Raw genomic sequence first — 14,635 nt, 5'->3', positions numbered from 1 at the left:
CTTCGAGCCCGCGCCGCGCCGGTCGCGTCAGGCGCAGCCTGAGGCGAAACCCCAGCCCCGTTCCGTAAAAAGCGCCCCCCTCTCGACCAGCTGGCGGCATCTGCATGAAGTTTGGCACCAATTGGTTTTGATCCCGGCGCCAGCCTCCCTACCTATTGAAAGGTCACAGGACGGCCGCGCGCGTCTGACCCGCCACCAACCGTCCCACCGACCTGCAAGGCACGGGCCCCCAAAGCGGAGGGGTCGCCACTCAACAGGAGACGTCAGCGATGCGCTATACACTGAAAATCAATGGTGAGACCAAGACGGTCGATGCCGAACCGGGAACGCCCCTCCTCTGGGTGATCCGCGATGACCTCAAGATGACGGGCACCAAGTTCGGCTGCGGCGTCGCCTCCTGCGGGGCCTGCACCGTGCATCTGGACCGCGAACCCGTGCGCTCCTGCCAGACCTATATCGACGACATCGAAGGGGCCGAGATCACCACGATCGAGGCCATGCAGGACGACAAGATCGGCGCCGCTGTCCAACAGGCCTGGATGGAGCTGGACGTGGTGCAATGCGGCTATTGCCAGTCGGGCCAGATCATGTCCGCCGTCGGCCTGCTGCGCGACACGCCAAAGCCCACAGCCGACGAGGTCGACAGCTACATGTGGGGCAACGCCTGCCGCTGCGCCACCTATCAACGCATCCGCGCCGCCGTCTTGCGCGCATCCGAAATCATGGAGGCCTGAAGCCATGTCCCTGACCACATCCCGCCGCGGGTTCCTGACCTCCGCCGCCGCCGCAGGCACCGTCCTGTTCATCGGGGTCAACGCCCGTGGCGCCCTCGCCGCCAGCCCCTCTGCCGAGGCCATGCTGACCCCATTTGTCAAGATCGACGAGACCGGCAAGGTCTTTGCCATCATCAAACACTTTGAAATGGGCCAGGGCCCCAGCACCGGTCTCAGCACCATCATCGCCGAAGAAGTCGGGGTCACGATGGCGCAGATCGGTTTTGAATTCGCGCCCTCCGATCCGCAGCTTTACAACAACCTGTTCTTTGGCCCCTTCCAGGGCACCGGCGGCTCCACCGCCATCGCCAACTCCTGGCAGCAGTACCGCACCGCAGGGGCCACCGCCCGCCAGATGCTGGTCGAGGCCGCGGCCGAGGCCTGGGCGGTTGATGCCGGCACCCTCGACATTGTTGACGGCCAGGTCACCGGGGCCGGCCAGAGCGCCCCGCTGGGCGCGTTCGTCGCCGCAGCCGCCCGCCGCACGGTGCCGGAAAACCCGCCCCTGCGCGACCCCGCACAGTGGAAGATCATCGGCAATCCGGCCACCCGCCGGCTGGACAGCCCCGACAAGGTCAATGGCACCGCGATGTTCGCCATGGATGTGCAGCTGCCCAACCAGATGGTGGTGATGATCAAACGCACGCCCCAGCGTGGCGGCCTGGTCACCAGCTTTGACGACAGCGCCGCGCAGGAGATCAAGGGCTTTCTCATGGCGCAGACCCTGCCGACCCGGCATGGCGTTGCGGTCTATGCGGAAAACACCTGGGCCGCGATCCAGGCCCGCGAGGCGCTGGAGGTCGACTGGGACATGTCAGCCGCCGAATCCCGCTCCAGCCAGGAGATCCGGGACGAGATCATGACCGCCCTCAACACCGAGCCGACCTATAACGTCAACAAAGCCGACCGCGCCGCGGTGAAGGCCACGGTGGATGGGGCCGACACGGTGCTGGAGAAGACCTTCTACTTCCCGCTCCTGGCCCATGCGCCGATGGAACCGCTGAACTGCACCATCGAACAGACGGCCGAGGGGGACATCGTGCTGCACGACGGGGCACAGATGCCGACGGGGCCGCATATGGCCTATCAGCAGATCTTTGGCCTTCCGGCAGAAAAGATCCGGATCAACACCATGCTGGCGGGGGGCTCCTTCGGGCGGCGCGCGACCCCGGATGCGGATTACCAGGTCGAGGCGGCGCTGGCCTTTGTGATGACCGACCGCGCCCGGCCGGTGAAACTGGTCTGGACCCGCGAGGACGACATTCGCGGCGGCTACTACCGCCCCGCCACCGGCCACAAGGTCCGCGTGGGTCTTGACCAAAGCGGCAAGATCGTCGGCTGGGACCATCAGGTCGCGGGACAGTCCATCGCCAAAGGCACCCCGTTCGAGCCGATGATGGTGCATGACGGCATCGACCATTCCACCGTCGAGGGCATCGCCGACAGCCCCTACAGCATTCCCGGCATGTCGCTGGGGCTGACCGATACGCAAAAGGCGACCTCGGTGCTCTGGTGGCGGTCGGTGGGTCACACCCATACCGCCTATGTGATGGAAACCATGATGGATCTGGTGGCCCGCGCCGCCGGGCAGGATCCGGTCGCGTTCCGCCTAGCCCATCTGGCCGACGGCACTGAGGATCAGGCCCGCAAGGCCGGTGTTCTGAAGCTTGCCGCCGAAAAGGCCAACTGGGGCCGTGCGCCCGCAGGCCACACCCAGGGCATCGCGGTGCATAAATCCTTCGGCTCTTATGTCGCCGAGGTGGTGGAGATTTCCGGCACCCCGGAGGATGGCATCGTCATCGAAAAAGTCACCGCCGCGGTTGATTGCGGCATCGCCATCAACCCGGATGTGATCAAGGCCCAGGTCGAAGGCGGCATCGGCTATGGCATCGGTCACGCCATGCGCGACCAGATCACCCTGGACGGTGGGGCCGTGGAACAGTCGAACTTCCCCGACTACGAACCGCTGCGGATCTCTGACATCAAGGAGATCGAGACCCATATCGTCGCCTCCACCATCGCCCCCACCGGCATCGGCGAGCCCGGCACCCCGCCCTCGGCCCCGGCGCTGGCCAATGCGCTCGCGGCGCTGTCGGACGGCGCGGATCTGGTGGCAGAGCTTCCCATGGCCGAGGCCGGCGTCTATTTCGCCTGATCCCGCCGGACCTGCACGATCCAACAAGGGGCGCCTCCGGGTGCCCCTTGTTTTTGGCCGCAAACCGCATCCGGCAGGCCGGGTGAGGCCCCCCGAAACAAAGTCTTGACCTCAACCCCGGTTGAGCCGCGACAACGGGGGACAGACCTTTTGCCAACCGGAGACCCCACCCATGCGAATTTTTCTTCTTGGCGCCACCGGCTCCATCGGCTGCGCCATCCTGCGCGATCTGCTTGCTGCAGGTCACGACGTCACCGGCCTGTGCCGCTCTGACACGGCCGCCCGCTTTGTGTCCGACCTTGGCGCCAGTGTCCAACGCGGCGACATGCGCCGACCCGATGACTGGGCGCAGGCCCTGGAGGCACAGGACGCCGTCATCCAGGCCGCAGCCACATTTGATGCCGATATGGCACGGGCCGACCGCATCGTTGTGGACACGATCCGCACTGCCGCCGCGCGACGGGCCCGGCCCCTGCGGCTGATCTATACCGGGGGCTGCTGGCTCTATGGCGACACCGGTGACCGGATTGCCGACGAGACCACCCCCTTTGCCCCCCTGCCCGCCTTTGCCTGGATGCTGGACCACGCGGCCCTGTTGCGCGACGCCGCGGCCCTGTCGGTGGCCGTGATCCATCCCGGCATGGTCTATCACACGACGGGGGGCGTCTTTGACCGCATGCTGGCCGACATCGACGCCGACCGCCCGATCGAAATCTGGGGCAACCCGGAGACCCGCTGGCCGCTGGTGCACCGCGATGACCTTGCCGTCGCCTATCGTCTGCTTGTCGAGCAGCCCGAATTATGTGGCGACTTCAACGCCGTGGCCGAAACCGGCGTGCCGGTGGGCCAGATCGCCGCCACCCTGGCCCGGGCGCGGGGGCACGACGGGCGCCTGTTCTGCCCCCCGCGCCAAGATGTTCTGTCCCGCGCGGGGCACTGGGCGTTGGGGCCGATGCTGGACCAGCAACTCAGCGCTGCCCGCCTGCAAACGGCCACCGGCTGGCGCCCGTCCAGACCCTTGCTGACAGACAGCTTCCCACCGCTGGTCCCGGGATGAGCCGTTGCCAACCCAGCGTACGGCGGCTTTGCCAATTGGAGGTAATAATTAATAAAATCAATATATTATATCAGATCTACTGACCTATTGTTTCGCGCGCGAAACATTGGGTCAGAAAGGCTGACCTATCGGGTCCGGCAAATTCACTTGCTCCCGCTCGGCCTGGGGTGCTAGCTTTTTTCTCGACGTCCTTTCCCTTCAGCTCTTTCGGGTGGAGCCCGCAATGCAGCGTGTCATGATCCTCGGCCAGCCGGGCTCGGGCAAATCGACCCTGGCCCGTAAACTTGGCGCCCGCACCGGATTGCCGGTGGTGCATATAGATCATATTCACTGGATGCCCGGATGGCGCGAACGTGCACGCCAGGAGAAAACCCGGCTTTGTGCAGAGGTCCACGCCCGACCGACCTGGATTTTCGAAGGCGGCCATTCCGCCAGCTGGCCCGAACGTCTGCGCCGCGCGGATACGGTGATCTGGCTTGATGTGCCGCTTGGGTTGCGGTTCTGGCGGGTGATCCGGCGCTCGCTGGTCTATTGGGGGCGCAGCCGTCCCGATATGCCCGATGGCTGCCCGGAGCAATTCAGTCTCGGGTTTTACCGCTACATCTGGCGCAGTCGGCATCGCTCGCGCCGGGCCATGGCCGATCTGCTGGCAGCGGCCGCCCCATCGAAACAGGTCTATGTCCTGCGCACCCTGAGGGACGTCCGGGCCTTTCTCGAGACCGCCGGCCCCTCGGCGCCCGCAGTCCGGCCCGCCCCCTCCCCCGTCGCCCAGTCCGCTGGTCAGTCCGCTGGTCCGTCCGCGGGGCCGTCCGCCAATCAGTCCGCGACACATCCCGCAACACAGTCCCGGCCTGCGACCGATCCGCATCTGCTGGAAGACGCCGGCACCACATGAGCCTTGCCTTCCTGCATACCGCAGAGCTGCACCGCGCGACCTTCGACCGTCTTGTGGCTGAGGCGGGCTATCGCGGCCCGGTGCAACAGCTGGTCCGCCCCGACCTCCTGGCGCGCGCGCGCCGCCACGGGCTGGCAACGGTTGCACCTGAGACCACCGCGCTGTTGCGGGACCTTGCTGCCGGGCATCGCGCCGTTGTCTGCACCTGTTCCACCCTCGGCCCGCTGGTGGATCAATGCGCTGGTGACCTGCCCCATGTTCTGCGCATCGACCGTCCCCTGATGGAGACCGCGCTGACCTTTGCCCCGGACATTCTGGTGGCCTTTTGCCTCCAATCCACCCGCGCGCCGACCCTGGCGCTGCTGACGGAGGTCGCGCAGGCACAGGCCACGCCCATTGCGCCGCGCCCGGTGTTTTGCGCCGACGCCTGGCCCCAGTTCGAGGCCGGCGACATGGCGGGCTATGCGACGGAAATTGCCCGCGCCATCGATGCGGAGATCGCCGCCAACGGGCGACCGGCCTGCCTGCTGCTGGCCCAGGCGTCGATGCAGGGTGCCGCGCCGCAGCTGCAGGGCTTTGATCTGCCGATCCTGACCTCGCCGCCGCTGGTCACCGCCCGCGCCATCGCCCTGACCCGCGCGCAGCCGGTGTCCGTCTCAGGGTAGACTATTCGTCCGGGTCAATTTTCCGGGTCAGTTGTCTGGGTCAGTTGTCTGGGTAAATGTTCTGGGCAAATTGCGCAGGCTGCAGGAGCGGCAGCGCCCCTCCTGCATGGATCATCCGAGCGCGATCCGCTCAGTAGTCCGACACCAACAGATGCGCAGGCGCGACGTCTTCCTCGATCTGGCTGAACCGGCCGATCTTCATCTCAAAAACATTGTCCGTCCGGTCGTCGTTCACCGTCGAGACCTCACCGATCAGGCAATCGCCCCCCTCGGCCCAGAAGGCGTGCCAGATCCCCGGCATCAGGGTTACGCTTTCACCGGGTTCCAGCCGCAGCTTTCCCCCCGCCGGCAGGGTGCGGGCAAGCCCGTCGGTCGGCACCGTCACCTCCGCCTCTCGATCAATGCCACCGGCGGGATCCGGGGCAAACAGCTCGATCACCAGCGTGCCACCGCCACGGTTGATGATGTCCTCGGCCTTGATGTTGTGGCGATGCATCGGCGACAGCTGGTCGCGGCGCGAGATCATGATTTTCTCGGCGTAGAGCATGCCGCGACCGCTGGTCAGATCCTCGTGGCTGCCATTGCGGGCGGTGAACAGGAACAAACCCATTTCGTCAAAGCGCCCCTGACCGTAGTCGGTGATGTCCCACCCGAGGCCCCGCGCACGCACCTCGGCGGCCTCGGGCGCGCGCATCTGGTCCGGTGTCCAATGGGCAAAGGGCGGCAGATGCACCCCGTGCCCCTTCATGAAGGACCAGCTCTGGTCCAGGATCTCATTCACGGCCGAACGTTTCAAAATCAGATCTCCTTCGTGTCGAAATGCGGCGCAAGCGCGGTCGCGGACCGGCTGGCCGATTGTGGTTTCAAATCTCGCGCCCGCGCCGCCCTCTGTCGAGGGCCGCGCTCAGGCTGCTGCGGCCTGGCCGGACCAGATCAGATCGGCCGGCAGTCTGGCCGCATCAATGCGCGCCGCATTGGCCAGATCATTGCCCCGCGCCCGCGCCTCGGCGGCGCTGCGATCCAGACCATGGGCGCACCACCGCGCGACCAGCCGGGTCTCCAGCTCTGCCATGGGAATGTCGAGACGGATCGACAGGTCCCACAGGGCCGCCAGATCCCGCCAGCCCGTTTCGTCGAACAACAGATAGTTGCCCTCGATGATCACGACCCGGCACGCCGGGTCGACCGCGCCGGCGCCCGCAATCGCCAGATCCCGCGCCCGGTCGAACTGCGGATAGATCACCTGTTCCTCGGTTCGCAGCGCCCGGCAAAGCCGCGCGAACCCACCCAGGTCAAAGCTCTCCGGTGCGCCCTTGCGTGCCAGCAGCCCGCGCTCGGCCAACAGGGCGTTGTCCAGGTGGAACCCGTCCATCGGCACCACGGTGGCGGGCAGCCCTTGCGCGGTCAGCGCGGCCGCCAGCGGCACCGACAGGGTCGATTTACCGCTGCCCGGCGCCCCCGAAAGGGCCACCAGACGCCGCCCCGGCGCGGCGAGGTCGAGCCGGTCAAGAACCGCCGCGCAGAGGGGCGCAATCGTCCCCCCTGTCATGCGGCGTTCAGCGCCGGATCGGGGTCCTTTGCCCCGGTCATATAGGCGACGGCATCCGACATCTCGTGCTGTTTCGGGTCGATCACGCACAGACGTTTGCCCAGACGATGCACATGGATGCGGTCCGCGACCTCAAAAACATGCGGCATGTTGTGGCTGATCAGGATGATCGGAATGCCACGCGACCGCACGTCCTGGATCAGCTCCAGCACCCGGCGGCTTTCCTTGACGCCAAGCGCGGCGGTCGGCTCGTCCAGGATGATCACCTTGGAGCCAAAGGCCGCCGCACGGGCCACGGCAACGCCCTGACGTTGACCGCCGGACAGGGTTTCCACCGCCTGGTTGATGTTCTGGATCGTCATCAGCCCCAGTTCATTGAGCTTTTCACGCGCCATCGCCTCCATCCGGGCGCGGTCGAGCTGGCGCAGGATCTGGCCGCGCCAGCCCGGTTTGCGCAGCTCGCGCCCCATGAACATATTGTCGGCAATCGACAGCGCCGGCGACATGGCGAGGGTCTGGTACACGGTCTCGATCCCGGCCTCCCGCGCGTCTATCGGCGATTGGAAGCGGATCGGTTTGCCGTCCAGCTCCACCGTGCCCTCGTCCGGGATCACCGCGCCGGAGAGCGCCTTGATCAGGGTAGATTTGCCCGCCCCGTTGTCGCCGATCACCGCCAGGATTTCACCCGGCATCAGTTCGAAATCGCAATGGTCCAGCGCCGTCACGCGGCCATACCGCTTGACCAGATTGCGCGCTTTCAGGATGGGTTGGGTCATACCGATACCTTTCTGATCCACTGGTCCACGGCGACGGCGGCGATGATCAGCGCACCGATGAGGAGATAGGTCCATTGCGCATCCGCCCCGAGCAGGCGCAGTCCAAGGGTAAAGACCCCCACGATCAGCGCCCCAAAGAAGGTGCCAAGCACAGAGCCGCGCCCGCCAAAGAGCGAGATGCCCCCGATCACCACCGCTGTGATCGATTCAATATTGGCCAGCTGGCCGGAGGTGGGCGAGACGGAACCGATCCGCCCGATCAGGGCCCATCCGGCAAAAGCGCAGATCAGGCCTGACAGCATATAGACTGAAATCAACACCTTGTCGGTGTTGACACCTGACAACTCTGCCGCGTCCTTGTCATCGCCCACCGCATAGACATGTCGCCCCCAGGCGGTGTGACGCAGCACATAGGCCAGGAACACCACCAGCAGGACCATGAAGATCACCCCATAGGTAAAGACGGCCCCGCCGATTTTGAATTTCTCGCCAAAGAACTGCAGCAGCGGCGCTTCGGCGGCGATGTCCTGGCTGCGGATGGTTTCATTGGCGGAATAGAGGAAGTTGCCCGCGAGCACGATCTGCCACATGCCCAGCGTCACGATAAAGGGCGGCAGTTTCATCCGCGCCACCAACCAGCCATTCACAAAGCCGCAGGCGGTGCCGCAGATCAGCCCGCAGGTCACGCCGATGGCAGGCGGCAGGCCGTAGCGAAAGGTAAACTGCCCCATCACCACCGAAGACAGCACCATGATGGCGCCGACCGACAGGTCGATGCCGGCGGTCAGGATCACCAGCGATTGGGCGCAGGCCACGATACCGACGATGCCAACCTGTTGCAGGATCAGCGTCAGCGCGAAGGGCGAGAAGAATTTCGACCCCAGCAACAGGCCAAAAATCACGACGGACAGGATCAAAACGATCAGCGGCACCAGCGAGGGGGTGACGTGCAGCGCGTGCTGGAGCCGCTGGATAAAACTCTGGTGGCCCTGATCGAACTCGGCCACCTGGTCCGGGCTGGATGCCGCCGCGGCCTCGTAGCTCTGTGGGGTAGACATGACGCTTCTCCAAATCGCCCGCCTTGCGCGGGGATGGTCTGTTTTTTCAAAGGTTGGCGTGGGAGTGCGAAGGGGCGGCCCAATGGTCCGCCCCCCGCTACAACACTGGATCAGACGGTGCGGTGCCCGGCCTTAGCCCCAGCAGAGGTTGGTGCCCTCGGTGGTGTCGATGCTGTCCACACCCTCGACCGGTTTGTCGGTCACCAATGCCACGCCGGTGTCAAAGAAATCCTTGCCCGGTGTTGCTTCCGGCTTCACGCCTTCATCGGCCCATTTCTTGATCGCCTCGACACCCAGTGACGCCATCAGCAGCGGGTATTGCTGCGAGGTCGCGCCAATGACGCCGTCCTTGACGTTCTGGACACCGGGGCAGCCGCCATCGACTGACACGATCAGCACATCGTTTTCGCGCCCGAAGGATTTCAGCGCCTCATAAGCACCGGCCGCGGCAGGTTCGTTGATGGTATAGACCACGTTGATCATCGGGTCCTTGGCCAGCAGGTTTTCCATCGCCTTGCGGCCGCCTTCTTCGTTGCCGGCGGTGACATCATTGCCGACGATACGCGGGTCGTCCTCGTCCCCCCATTTGTTGGGATCGCCGAGTTCGATGCCAAAGCCCTTGAGGAAGCCCTGATCGCGCAGCACTCCAACGGTCGGCTGGCTGACGCCGAGGTCAAGCATGGCGATCTTGGCATTTGCCGCCTCCTCCCCCAGCGCCGCCGCAGCCCATTGGCCGATCAGCTCGCCGGCCAGAAAGTTGTCGGTGGCAAAGGTGGCATCCGCCGCATCAATGGGGCTGAGGGGCGTGTCGAGCGCGATCACCACCAGCCCTGCATCCCGCGCCTGCTGCACCGCAGGCACGATGGAGGACGTGTCGGAGGCGGTCAGCAGGATGCCCTTTGCCCCGTCCGCGATACAGGTCTCGATCGCCGCAACCTGTGTTTCATGGTCGCCGTCAATCTTGCCGGCAAAGGTCTTGAGCTCCATGCCCAGTTCCTCGGCCTTGGCGGTGGCGCCTTCTTTCATCTTTACAAAAAAAGGATTGGTGTCGGTCTTGGTGATCAGGCAAGCGGTCACGGTCTCGTCGGCCTGGGCCACGCCTGCTGTCAGGGCAATACCGGCAAGGGTTTTCAACAAAAATTTCATCACGATCTCCTCCCAAAGAACACTGATTTTGAACTGCGGCGCCCGGCTTTGTTGGTCCGAAGCGATGCGCCGCCTGCCCGTAGTTAGCCGCGATTCCCGGAAACCTGTCAATAAATAACTCAACTTGATTTATTAATGTGAAACCGGCAGGCTCTTGCCTCAGAGCCCCGACACCCACATAGAGCGCGCATGTCACAGATCCAAACCCATGCCAGCGGCGCCAACCAGAGCGAAGTGCGCGCCTATAACGAACGGCTCATGCTGTCTGTCCTGCACCAGGAGGGCGCAATGCCGGGCAGCGAAATGGCCCGCCGCACCGGGCTGTCGTCGCAGACCGTTTCGGTCATTCTGCGCAAGCTGGAACAGGACGGGCTGATTGTCCGCGGCGAAAGCCAGAAGGGGCGCGTCGGCAAGCCGTCGGTGCCGATGGGCATCAATCCAGAGGGGTTGTTTTCCTTTGGCGTCAAAATGGGGCGGCGCAGCGCCGACCTGTTGCTGACCGACTTTTGCGGCACCATCCGGGCCCAGCGTCGCCTGCGCTATGCCTATCCGCAACCGCAGGAAATCTTTGGGTTCATCCAGCGCAGCCTGGCCGAAATCGAAGCTGATCTGACCGCAGACCAGCGCGACCGGATCTGTGGCATCGGCCTGGCGACGCCATTTGACCTGTGGCGCTGGCACGAACAGGTCGGCGCCCCCAAGGCCAGCCTTGAGGCCTGGCGCGAGCTGGACCCGGCAGAAGAGATCGCCCGCTTCAGCGACCTGCGGACCTTTGTCATCAACGACGCCACGGCCGCCTGCCGGGCGGAGCATATGTTTGGCGGCAGCCGGGCCTGGCGCGATTGCGTCTATTTCTTCATCGCGTCTTTCCTTGGCGGCGGCGTGGTACTGAACAATTCCGTCTACGAAGGCAGCCGGGGCAATGCCGGCGCCCTGGGTCCGCTGCCCTCGCGCGGGGTGGACGGACAGGAGGCACGGCTGCTGGACACCGCCTCGATCCGGGTGCTGGAACGGCGACTGCTGGCGGCCGATATCGACCCCAGCGTGCTGTGGCAACACCCGCAGGACTGGAGCCGCATCGAGGCTCAGGTCGCCCCCTGGCTGGAAGAGACCGCCGTCGCCCTGGCCCGTGCCGCACTGGCCACCTGTGCCGTCATCGATTTTCAGGCGGTGGTGATTGATGGCGCAATGCCCAGCCCTCTGCGGGCGCGGCTGGTGGCACGGGTGCGGGCCGAACTGCCGCAGCTGGATTCGCGCGGTCTGGTGCTGCCGGATGTGCAGGAGGGGCGGATCGGGGCCAATGCCTCGGCCTTGGGCGCCGCGGCCAAGCCGCTGATCGCGCAATATCTTCTGGACAGCCATTCCGGATTTTCCCCGATTTCCTGATCCTCCGGTCAATCTGCCGCCCCCCCCCGCACCCGTTGCGCGACCCTGGCCTTGACAGAAGGCTGGAAACCAATTCAAAATTGGTCTAGTTGGCAGAGATCAATCTCTCCGGCCCGCATGCGGGCCAAAGCACCGGGACGATCAAACATGCTGGAACTTGAAACATTGCTTCCCCTTCTCGGGGTCGCGGCTGCGGCGGGCGTGCTGGGCGGCATATTGGCCGGTCTGCTGGGCGTCGGCGGCGGCATCGTCATCGTGCCTGCGCTTTATTTCGCGCTGTCGCTGACCGGTATGGACCCGGCCCTGACCATGCAGGTGGCGGTGGGCACCTCGCTGGCCACCATCGTGTTTACCTCGCTGTCGTCCGGCTATGGCCACTACAAGAAGGGCGCCATCGACGCCGCCTTGCTGAAACTCTGGGCGCCGTCGATCCTGATCGGCGTGGTGATCGGTGGCATCCTCGGCGGGCTGGTTTCGGGCAATGTGCTGCTGGTGGTCTTTGCCACCGTGGCCATGGCCGTGGCGCTGGACATGATCCTGCGCAAACCAAAGGACATGCCAGAGCCGAAATCCTTTTCCAAACCGGTCTGGGCGGGGCTCGGGACCTTTGCCGGCGCGGTCTCGGCGATGATGGGCATCGGCGGTGGAACGGTCTGCGTGCCGGTGCTGAGCTTTCTTGGCTATGACATCCGCAAAGCCGTCGGCACATCGGCCGCGATCGGCTTCATCATCGGCCTGCCCGGTGCGCTGATCTACATGGCGACCGGATTTGGCGCCGAGGGCTTGCCGCCCCTGTCGCTGGGCTATGTCAATCTGCTGCTGGCGGCTGTGATCATTCCTCTGTCGACCACTTTCGCGCGGGTCGGGGTCAAACTGGCCCATGCCATCCCGCGCCGGGCGCTAAAGCTCTGTTTCGGCGTGTTCCTGATGATCACGTCGCTGCGCATGTTCGCCGATCTGGCCCAGCAAGCGGGGTGGCTATGACCGCACCCGAACGCTCCGCAGAGGACCTGCGCGCCGCAATCCTGAGCGGCGATCTGGCCGAGGCCGACAGGCTCCTGCCCGAACGCGTTCTGGCCCAGCGGTTGTCGGTGTCGCGCAGCCGGCTGCGCGGCATTCTCGATGATCTCGCCCGCGAGGGTTTGATCTTTCGCCGACATGGGCAGGGCACCTTTCTGAAACCGCCACCCGCCCAGGCGATGGGGCGGCTTGGCGTACTGGCCCGCCGGGTGTCGCCCCGCCATCTGATGGAGGTGCGGCTGGAACTGGAACCCGCCGTCGCCGCCCATGCCGCCGAGCGCGGCGGCGCAGAGGACAAGGCGCTGTTGCTGCGCCTGATGGAAGACACCCTGCGCGCGCCCGATCTGGCGGGCTATGAGCGGGCCGACGACATTTTCCACTACAAAATCGCCGAAATGGCCTGCAACCCGGTCTTTCTGACCCTGTTCGAGGAAATTCGCAGCCTGCGCCAGGCGACCGACTGGACCCATGCCCGTCAAAGCGCCCTTGGCCCGGATGAAATCGCCGAGAATTCCATACAGCACGGGACCATCGCCAATGCCATCTGCGCCAGTGCCCCGGCGGCCGCCCGGCAGGCCATGCGCCGCCATCTGGAACAGGTCGCCGCCAGCCTGATGCTGCGTCAGGGCTGATCGGTCCCTGCCGTCACCCCCGCCATGGCGCTCGGATCTGCGGCGCGCCCGCTGGTCGCATCGCGCCGAGCGCCCTGCCCCCAAAGGCCGCGACCCGCCGCTTCCGCAATAATTTCAAGACGTTCCAGACCAGGCGCCGGCCGGCGCGCCAGCGCCTGATCCTGTGCGCCGAAGGCGCTCCGCCGGGTCACCGGAGCCCCCTCGATCACCCACCCAGATCCTTGAGCACCGCCAGCAGGTTTTCCATGTTGCCCTGTTCCAGATAGCGCTGCACTTCGATCACGATCCGCAACTGCTTGGCCAGATAGGCCAGCTGGCGATGGTTGTTCTCGATCTGACGGGTTGCGATTTCGGCGTCGATTGCCTCTGCCTCCTTGAGGAGTTTTTGCACCTCCGCCAGGGTCTTTTCATTGGCGATATCCTGCTTCCTGAGATGCGCCTTGATCGCGGACAGCCCTTCAAGCGCGATGGCGCGGGCCTCGTCCCGCACGGTGGTTTCCTGTTGCGGATCGGCGATCGCATCCAGCACCCGGCCCAGCGCGGTGTCGAGTTTGGCCACCAGCCCGCTGCGGTCCGCGCCGGCCAGGGGGACCAGCTCATTGATCGGCAGGCTTGGTGGAAAATTCTGCCCCTTGGCCCTGGCAAGCAGGCTGCGACGGGCGGCGACGAAGGTCTTGACCACGAAACGCGACGCTTCGGCGGCGCGGGGCGAGCGCATCAGCGTCGCGGCCATCACGGCGCCATGTTCGGTATACATCAACGGCGGATGCCGCAGCCCGCCATGCTGGCTTGATCTTCCAAGCTGGCGTTTCAAGTCGGCGAATTCCTCTTGCGTCAGGCGAAAGACGAATTCTTCGCCAAAGCGGTCGGCGTTGTTGTTCACCAGTTTGTTGAGATTGCCGGTGGTGTAGTCAAACAGGGCCGCAAGGTCCGCGTCGCGGATCACGGGTTGACCACGGTAGGTAAAGATCTGCGGCGTCGGCGATGGCGGCTGGGGGGGCGCGGTGTCGGTCATGTCGCGGCGCGAGGCTCCTGCTGGCAGGGAACGGGGTCTGGGCGCAGGGTTGATCTTCTGTCGCGGAAGATCAAGCCGCCTTCAGTCGACCTCCAGATCATAGACCACGATGCCATCGCCACCACCGGTGCAGAGGGCGGCCAGCTCGCGGCCGAGGCTGCGGTGGGTTGGATGTACCGCATAGGCCTCCAGCGCCGCCGCCGTCTCGAATCGGATCACGAACCCCGTGTCGACCTGCTGGGATTTCATCTCGAAATCCCGGTTCGGACCGGCGTCAAAGGCCACAACCCCATACAGCGACAGGCTGAAGCGGCGCAGCTGCTCCAGAACCGTCGTTACGGCTGCGGGCGGGGCGTCAGCGCGCAGGTTGCAAAAGACGCAGTGCAGTATCATGGGCGCTCCTGTCGCGAGGGTCTGCCCCGACCCTATGTGCGGCTGCGGCCCTGATAAACCGCAAATCCGTCACCGCCGTCCCGGCTGGAGGATTTCTGCAGACAGGCCAGCGCCA

15 protein-coding genes and 1 pseudogene are annotated in these 14,635 nt (G+C 65.2%); 8 read left to right on the top strand and 8 right to left on the bottom strand.

Features of this window, described 5'->3' with window-relative positions:
* The first annotated feature begins 269 nt into the window (after positions 1-269).
* From TRIHO_RS15935 to TRIHO_RS15915, 5 genes and pseudogenes are all read left to right on the top strand, one after another.
* Positions 270-734 carry a (2Fe-2S)-binding protein gene (locus TRIHO_RS15935; protein WP_068245797.1) on the top strand — a complete coding sequence of 155 codons (465 nt, stop codon included), beginning with the start codon at positions 270-272 and terminating at the stop codon, positions 732-734.
* 4 nt (positions 735-738) lie between these two features.
* Positions 739-2,928 carry a xanthine dehydrogenase family protein molybdopterin-binding subunit gene (locus TRIHO_RS15930; protein ID WP_068245794.1) on the top strand — a complete coding sequence of 730 codons (2,190 nt, stop codon included), beginning with the start codon at positions 739-741 and terminating at the stop codon, positions 2,926-2,928.
* 172 nt (positions 2,929-3,100) lie between these two features.
* Complete coding sequence (locus tag TRIHO_RS15925; protein WP_068245791.1) at positions 3,101-3,985, top strand: NAD-dependent epimerase/dehydratase family protein; 885 nt, start codon at positions 3,101-3,103, stop codon at positions 3,983-3,985.
* Positions 3,986-4,208: 223 nt separating this feature from the next.
* Positions 4,209-4,700 (top strand): annotated as a pseudogene (locus tag TRIHO_RS15920) (AAA family ATPase); the annotation flags it as partial.
* A 176-nt stretch (positions 4,701-4,876) separates the two neighbouring features.
* A complete protein-coding gene (locus TRIHO_RS15915) occupies positions 4,877-5,545 on the top strand; it encodes a hypothetical protein (protein ID WP_068245788.1) in 669 nt (222 codons plus the stop codon).
* A 130-nt stretch (positions 5,546-5,675) separates the two neighbouring features.
* Here TRIHO_RS15915 and TRIHO_RS15910 read toward each other — a convergent pair whose 3' ends face one another.
* From TRIHO_RS15910 to TRIHO_RS15890, 5 genes are all read right to left on the bottom strand, one after another.
* On the bottom strand, positions 5,676-6,341 hold the full coding sequence (locus TRIHO_RS15910) for a D-lyxose/D-mannose family sugar isomerase (protein WP_068245785.1): 666 nt from the start codon (positions 6,339-6,341) through the stop codon (positions 5,676-5,678).
* 108 nt (positions 6,342-6,449) lie between these two features.
* On the bottom strand, positions 6,450-7,094 hold the full coding sequence (locus TRIHO_RS15905) for a nucleoside/nucleotide kinase family protein (RefSeq protein WP_068245783.1): 645 nt from the start codon (positions 7,092-7,094) through the stop codon (positions 6,450-6,452).
* Positions 7,091-7,870: an ATP-binding cassette domain-containing protein gene (locus TRIHO_RS15900; RefSeq protein ID WP_068245780.1), complete on the bottom strand. Its 780-nt coding sequence runs from the start codon at positions 7,868-7,870 to the stop codon at positions 7,091-7,093. Before TRIHO_RS15900 ends, TRIHO_RS15905 begins: the two co-directional genes overlap by 4 nt.
* Positions 7,867-8,928 (bottom strand): ABC transporter permease, encoded by a 1,062-nt coding sequence (locus TRIHO_RS15895; protein ID WP_068245777.1) that lies wholly within the window; start codon positions 8,926-8,928, stop codon positions 7,867-7,869. Before TRIHO_RS15895 ends, TRIHO_RS15900 begins: the two co-directional genes overlap by 4 nt.
* Before the next feature lie 132 nt (positions 8,929-9,060).
* Positions 9,061-10,074 carry a sugar ABC transporter substrate-binding protein gene (locus tag TRIHO_RS15890; protein WP_106406199.1) on the bottom strand — a complete coding sequence of 338 codons (1,014 nt, stop codon included), beginning with the start codon at positions 10,072-10,074 and terminating at the stop codon, positions 9,061-9,063.
* Between the two features lie 189 nt (positions 10,075-10,263).
* On the opposite strand from TRIHO_RS15890, the gene TRIHO_RS15885 reads away from it, so the two are divergent.
* The 3 genes from TRIHO_RS15885 (at position 10,264) to TRIHO_RS15875 (ending at position 13,112) form a co-directional block, all read left to right on the top strand.
* A complete protein-coding gene (locus TRIHO_RS15885; protein ID WP_068245771.1) occupies positions 10,264-11,460 on the top strand; it encodes an ROK family transcriptional regulator in 1,197 nt (398 codons plus the stop codon).
* 147 nt (positions 11,461-11,607) lie between these two features.
* Entirely contained in the window at positions 11,608-12,444 is an 837-nt protein-coding gene (locus TRIHO_RS15880; protein ID WP_068245768.1) for a sulfite exporter TauE/SafE family protein, read from the top strand.
* Positions 12,441-13,112: a FadR/GntR family transcriptional regulator gene (locus TRIHO_RS15875; RefSeq protein WP_068245765.1), complete on the top strand. Its 672-nt coding sequence runs from the start codon at positions 12,441-12,443 to the stop codon at positions 13,110-13,112. The genes TRIHO_RS15880 and TRIHO_RS15875 overlap by 4 nt, the downstream gene beginning before the upstream one ends.
* Here the strand turns inward: TRIHO_RS15875 and TRIHO_RS15870 are convergent.
* The 3 genes from TRIHO_RS15870 to TRIHO_RS15860 form a co-directional block, all read right to left on the bottom strand.
* The gene (locus tag TRIHO_RS15870; protein ID WP_068245762.1) at positions 13,103-13,321 is read right to left on the bottom strand and encodes a hypothetical protein; all 219 of its coding nucleotides are present in this window, start codon (positions 13,319-13,321) and stop codon (positions 13,103-13,105) included. The genes TRIHO_RS15875 and TRIHO_RS15870 overlap by 10 nt on opposite strands.
* Positions 13,318-14,127, bottom strand: a complete 810-nt coding sequence (locus tag TRIHO_RS15865) for an ORF6N domain-containing protein (protein ID WP_068245760.1) — start codon at positions 14,125-14,127, stop codon at positions 13,318-13,320. Before TRIHO_RS15865 ends, TRIHO_RS15870 begins: the two co-directional genes overlap by 4 nt.
* Positions 14,128-14,208: 81 nt before the next feature.
* Complete coding sequence (locus TRIHO_RS15860; RefSeq protein WP_068245757.1) at positions 14,209-14,520, bottom strand: Dabb family protein; 312 nt, start codon at positions 14,518-14,520, stop codon at positions 14,209-14,211.
* Positions 14,521-14,635 lie beyond the last annotated feature (115 nt).

Source organism: Tritonibacter horizontis (genome assembly GCF_001518015.1).
Lineage (GTDB): Bacteria > Pseudomonadota > Alphaproteobacteria > Rhodobacterales > Rhodobacteraceae > Epibacterium > Epibacterium horizontis.
The sequence above is the reverse complement of the archived record's forward strand: the minus strand, read 5'-3'. Positions and strand labels throughout refer to the sequence as shown.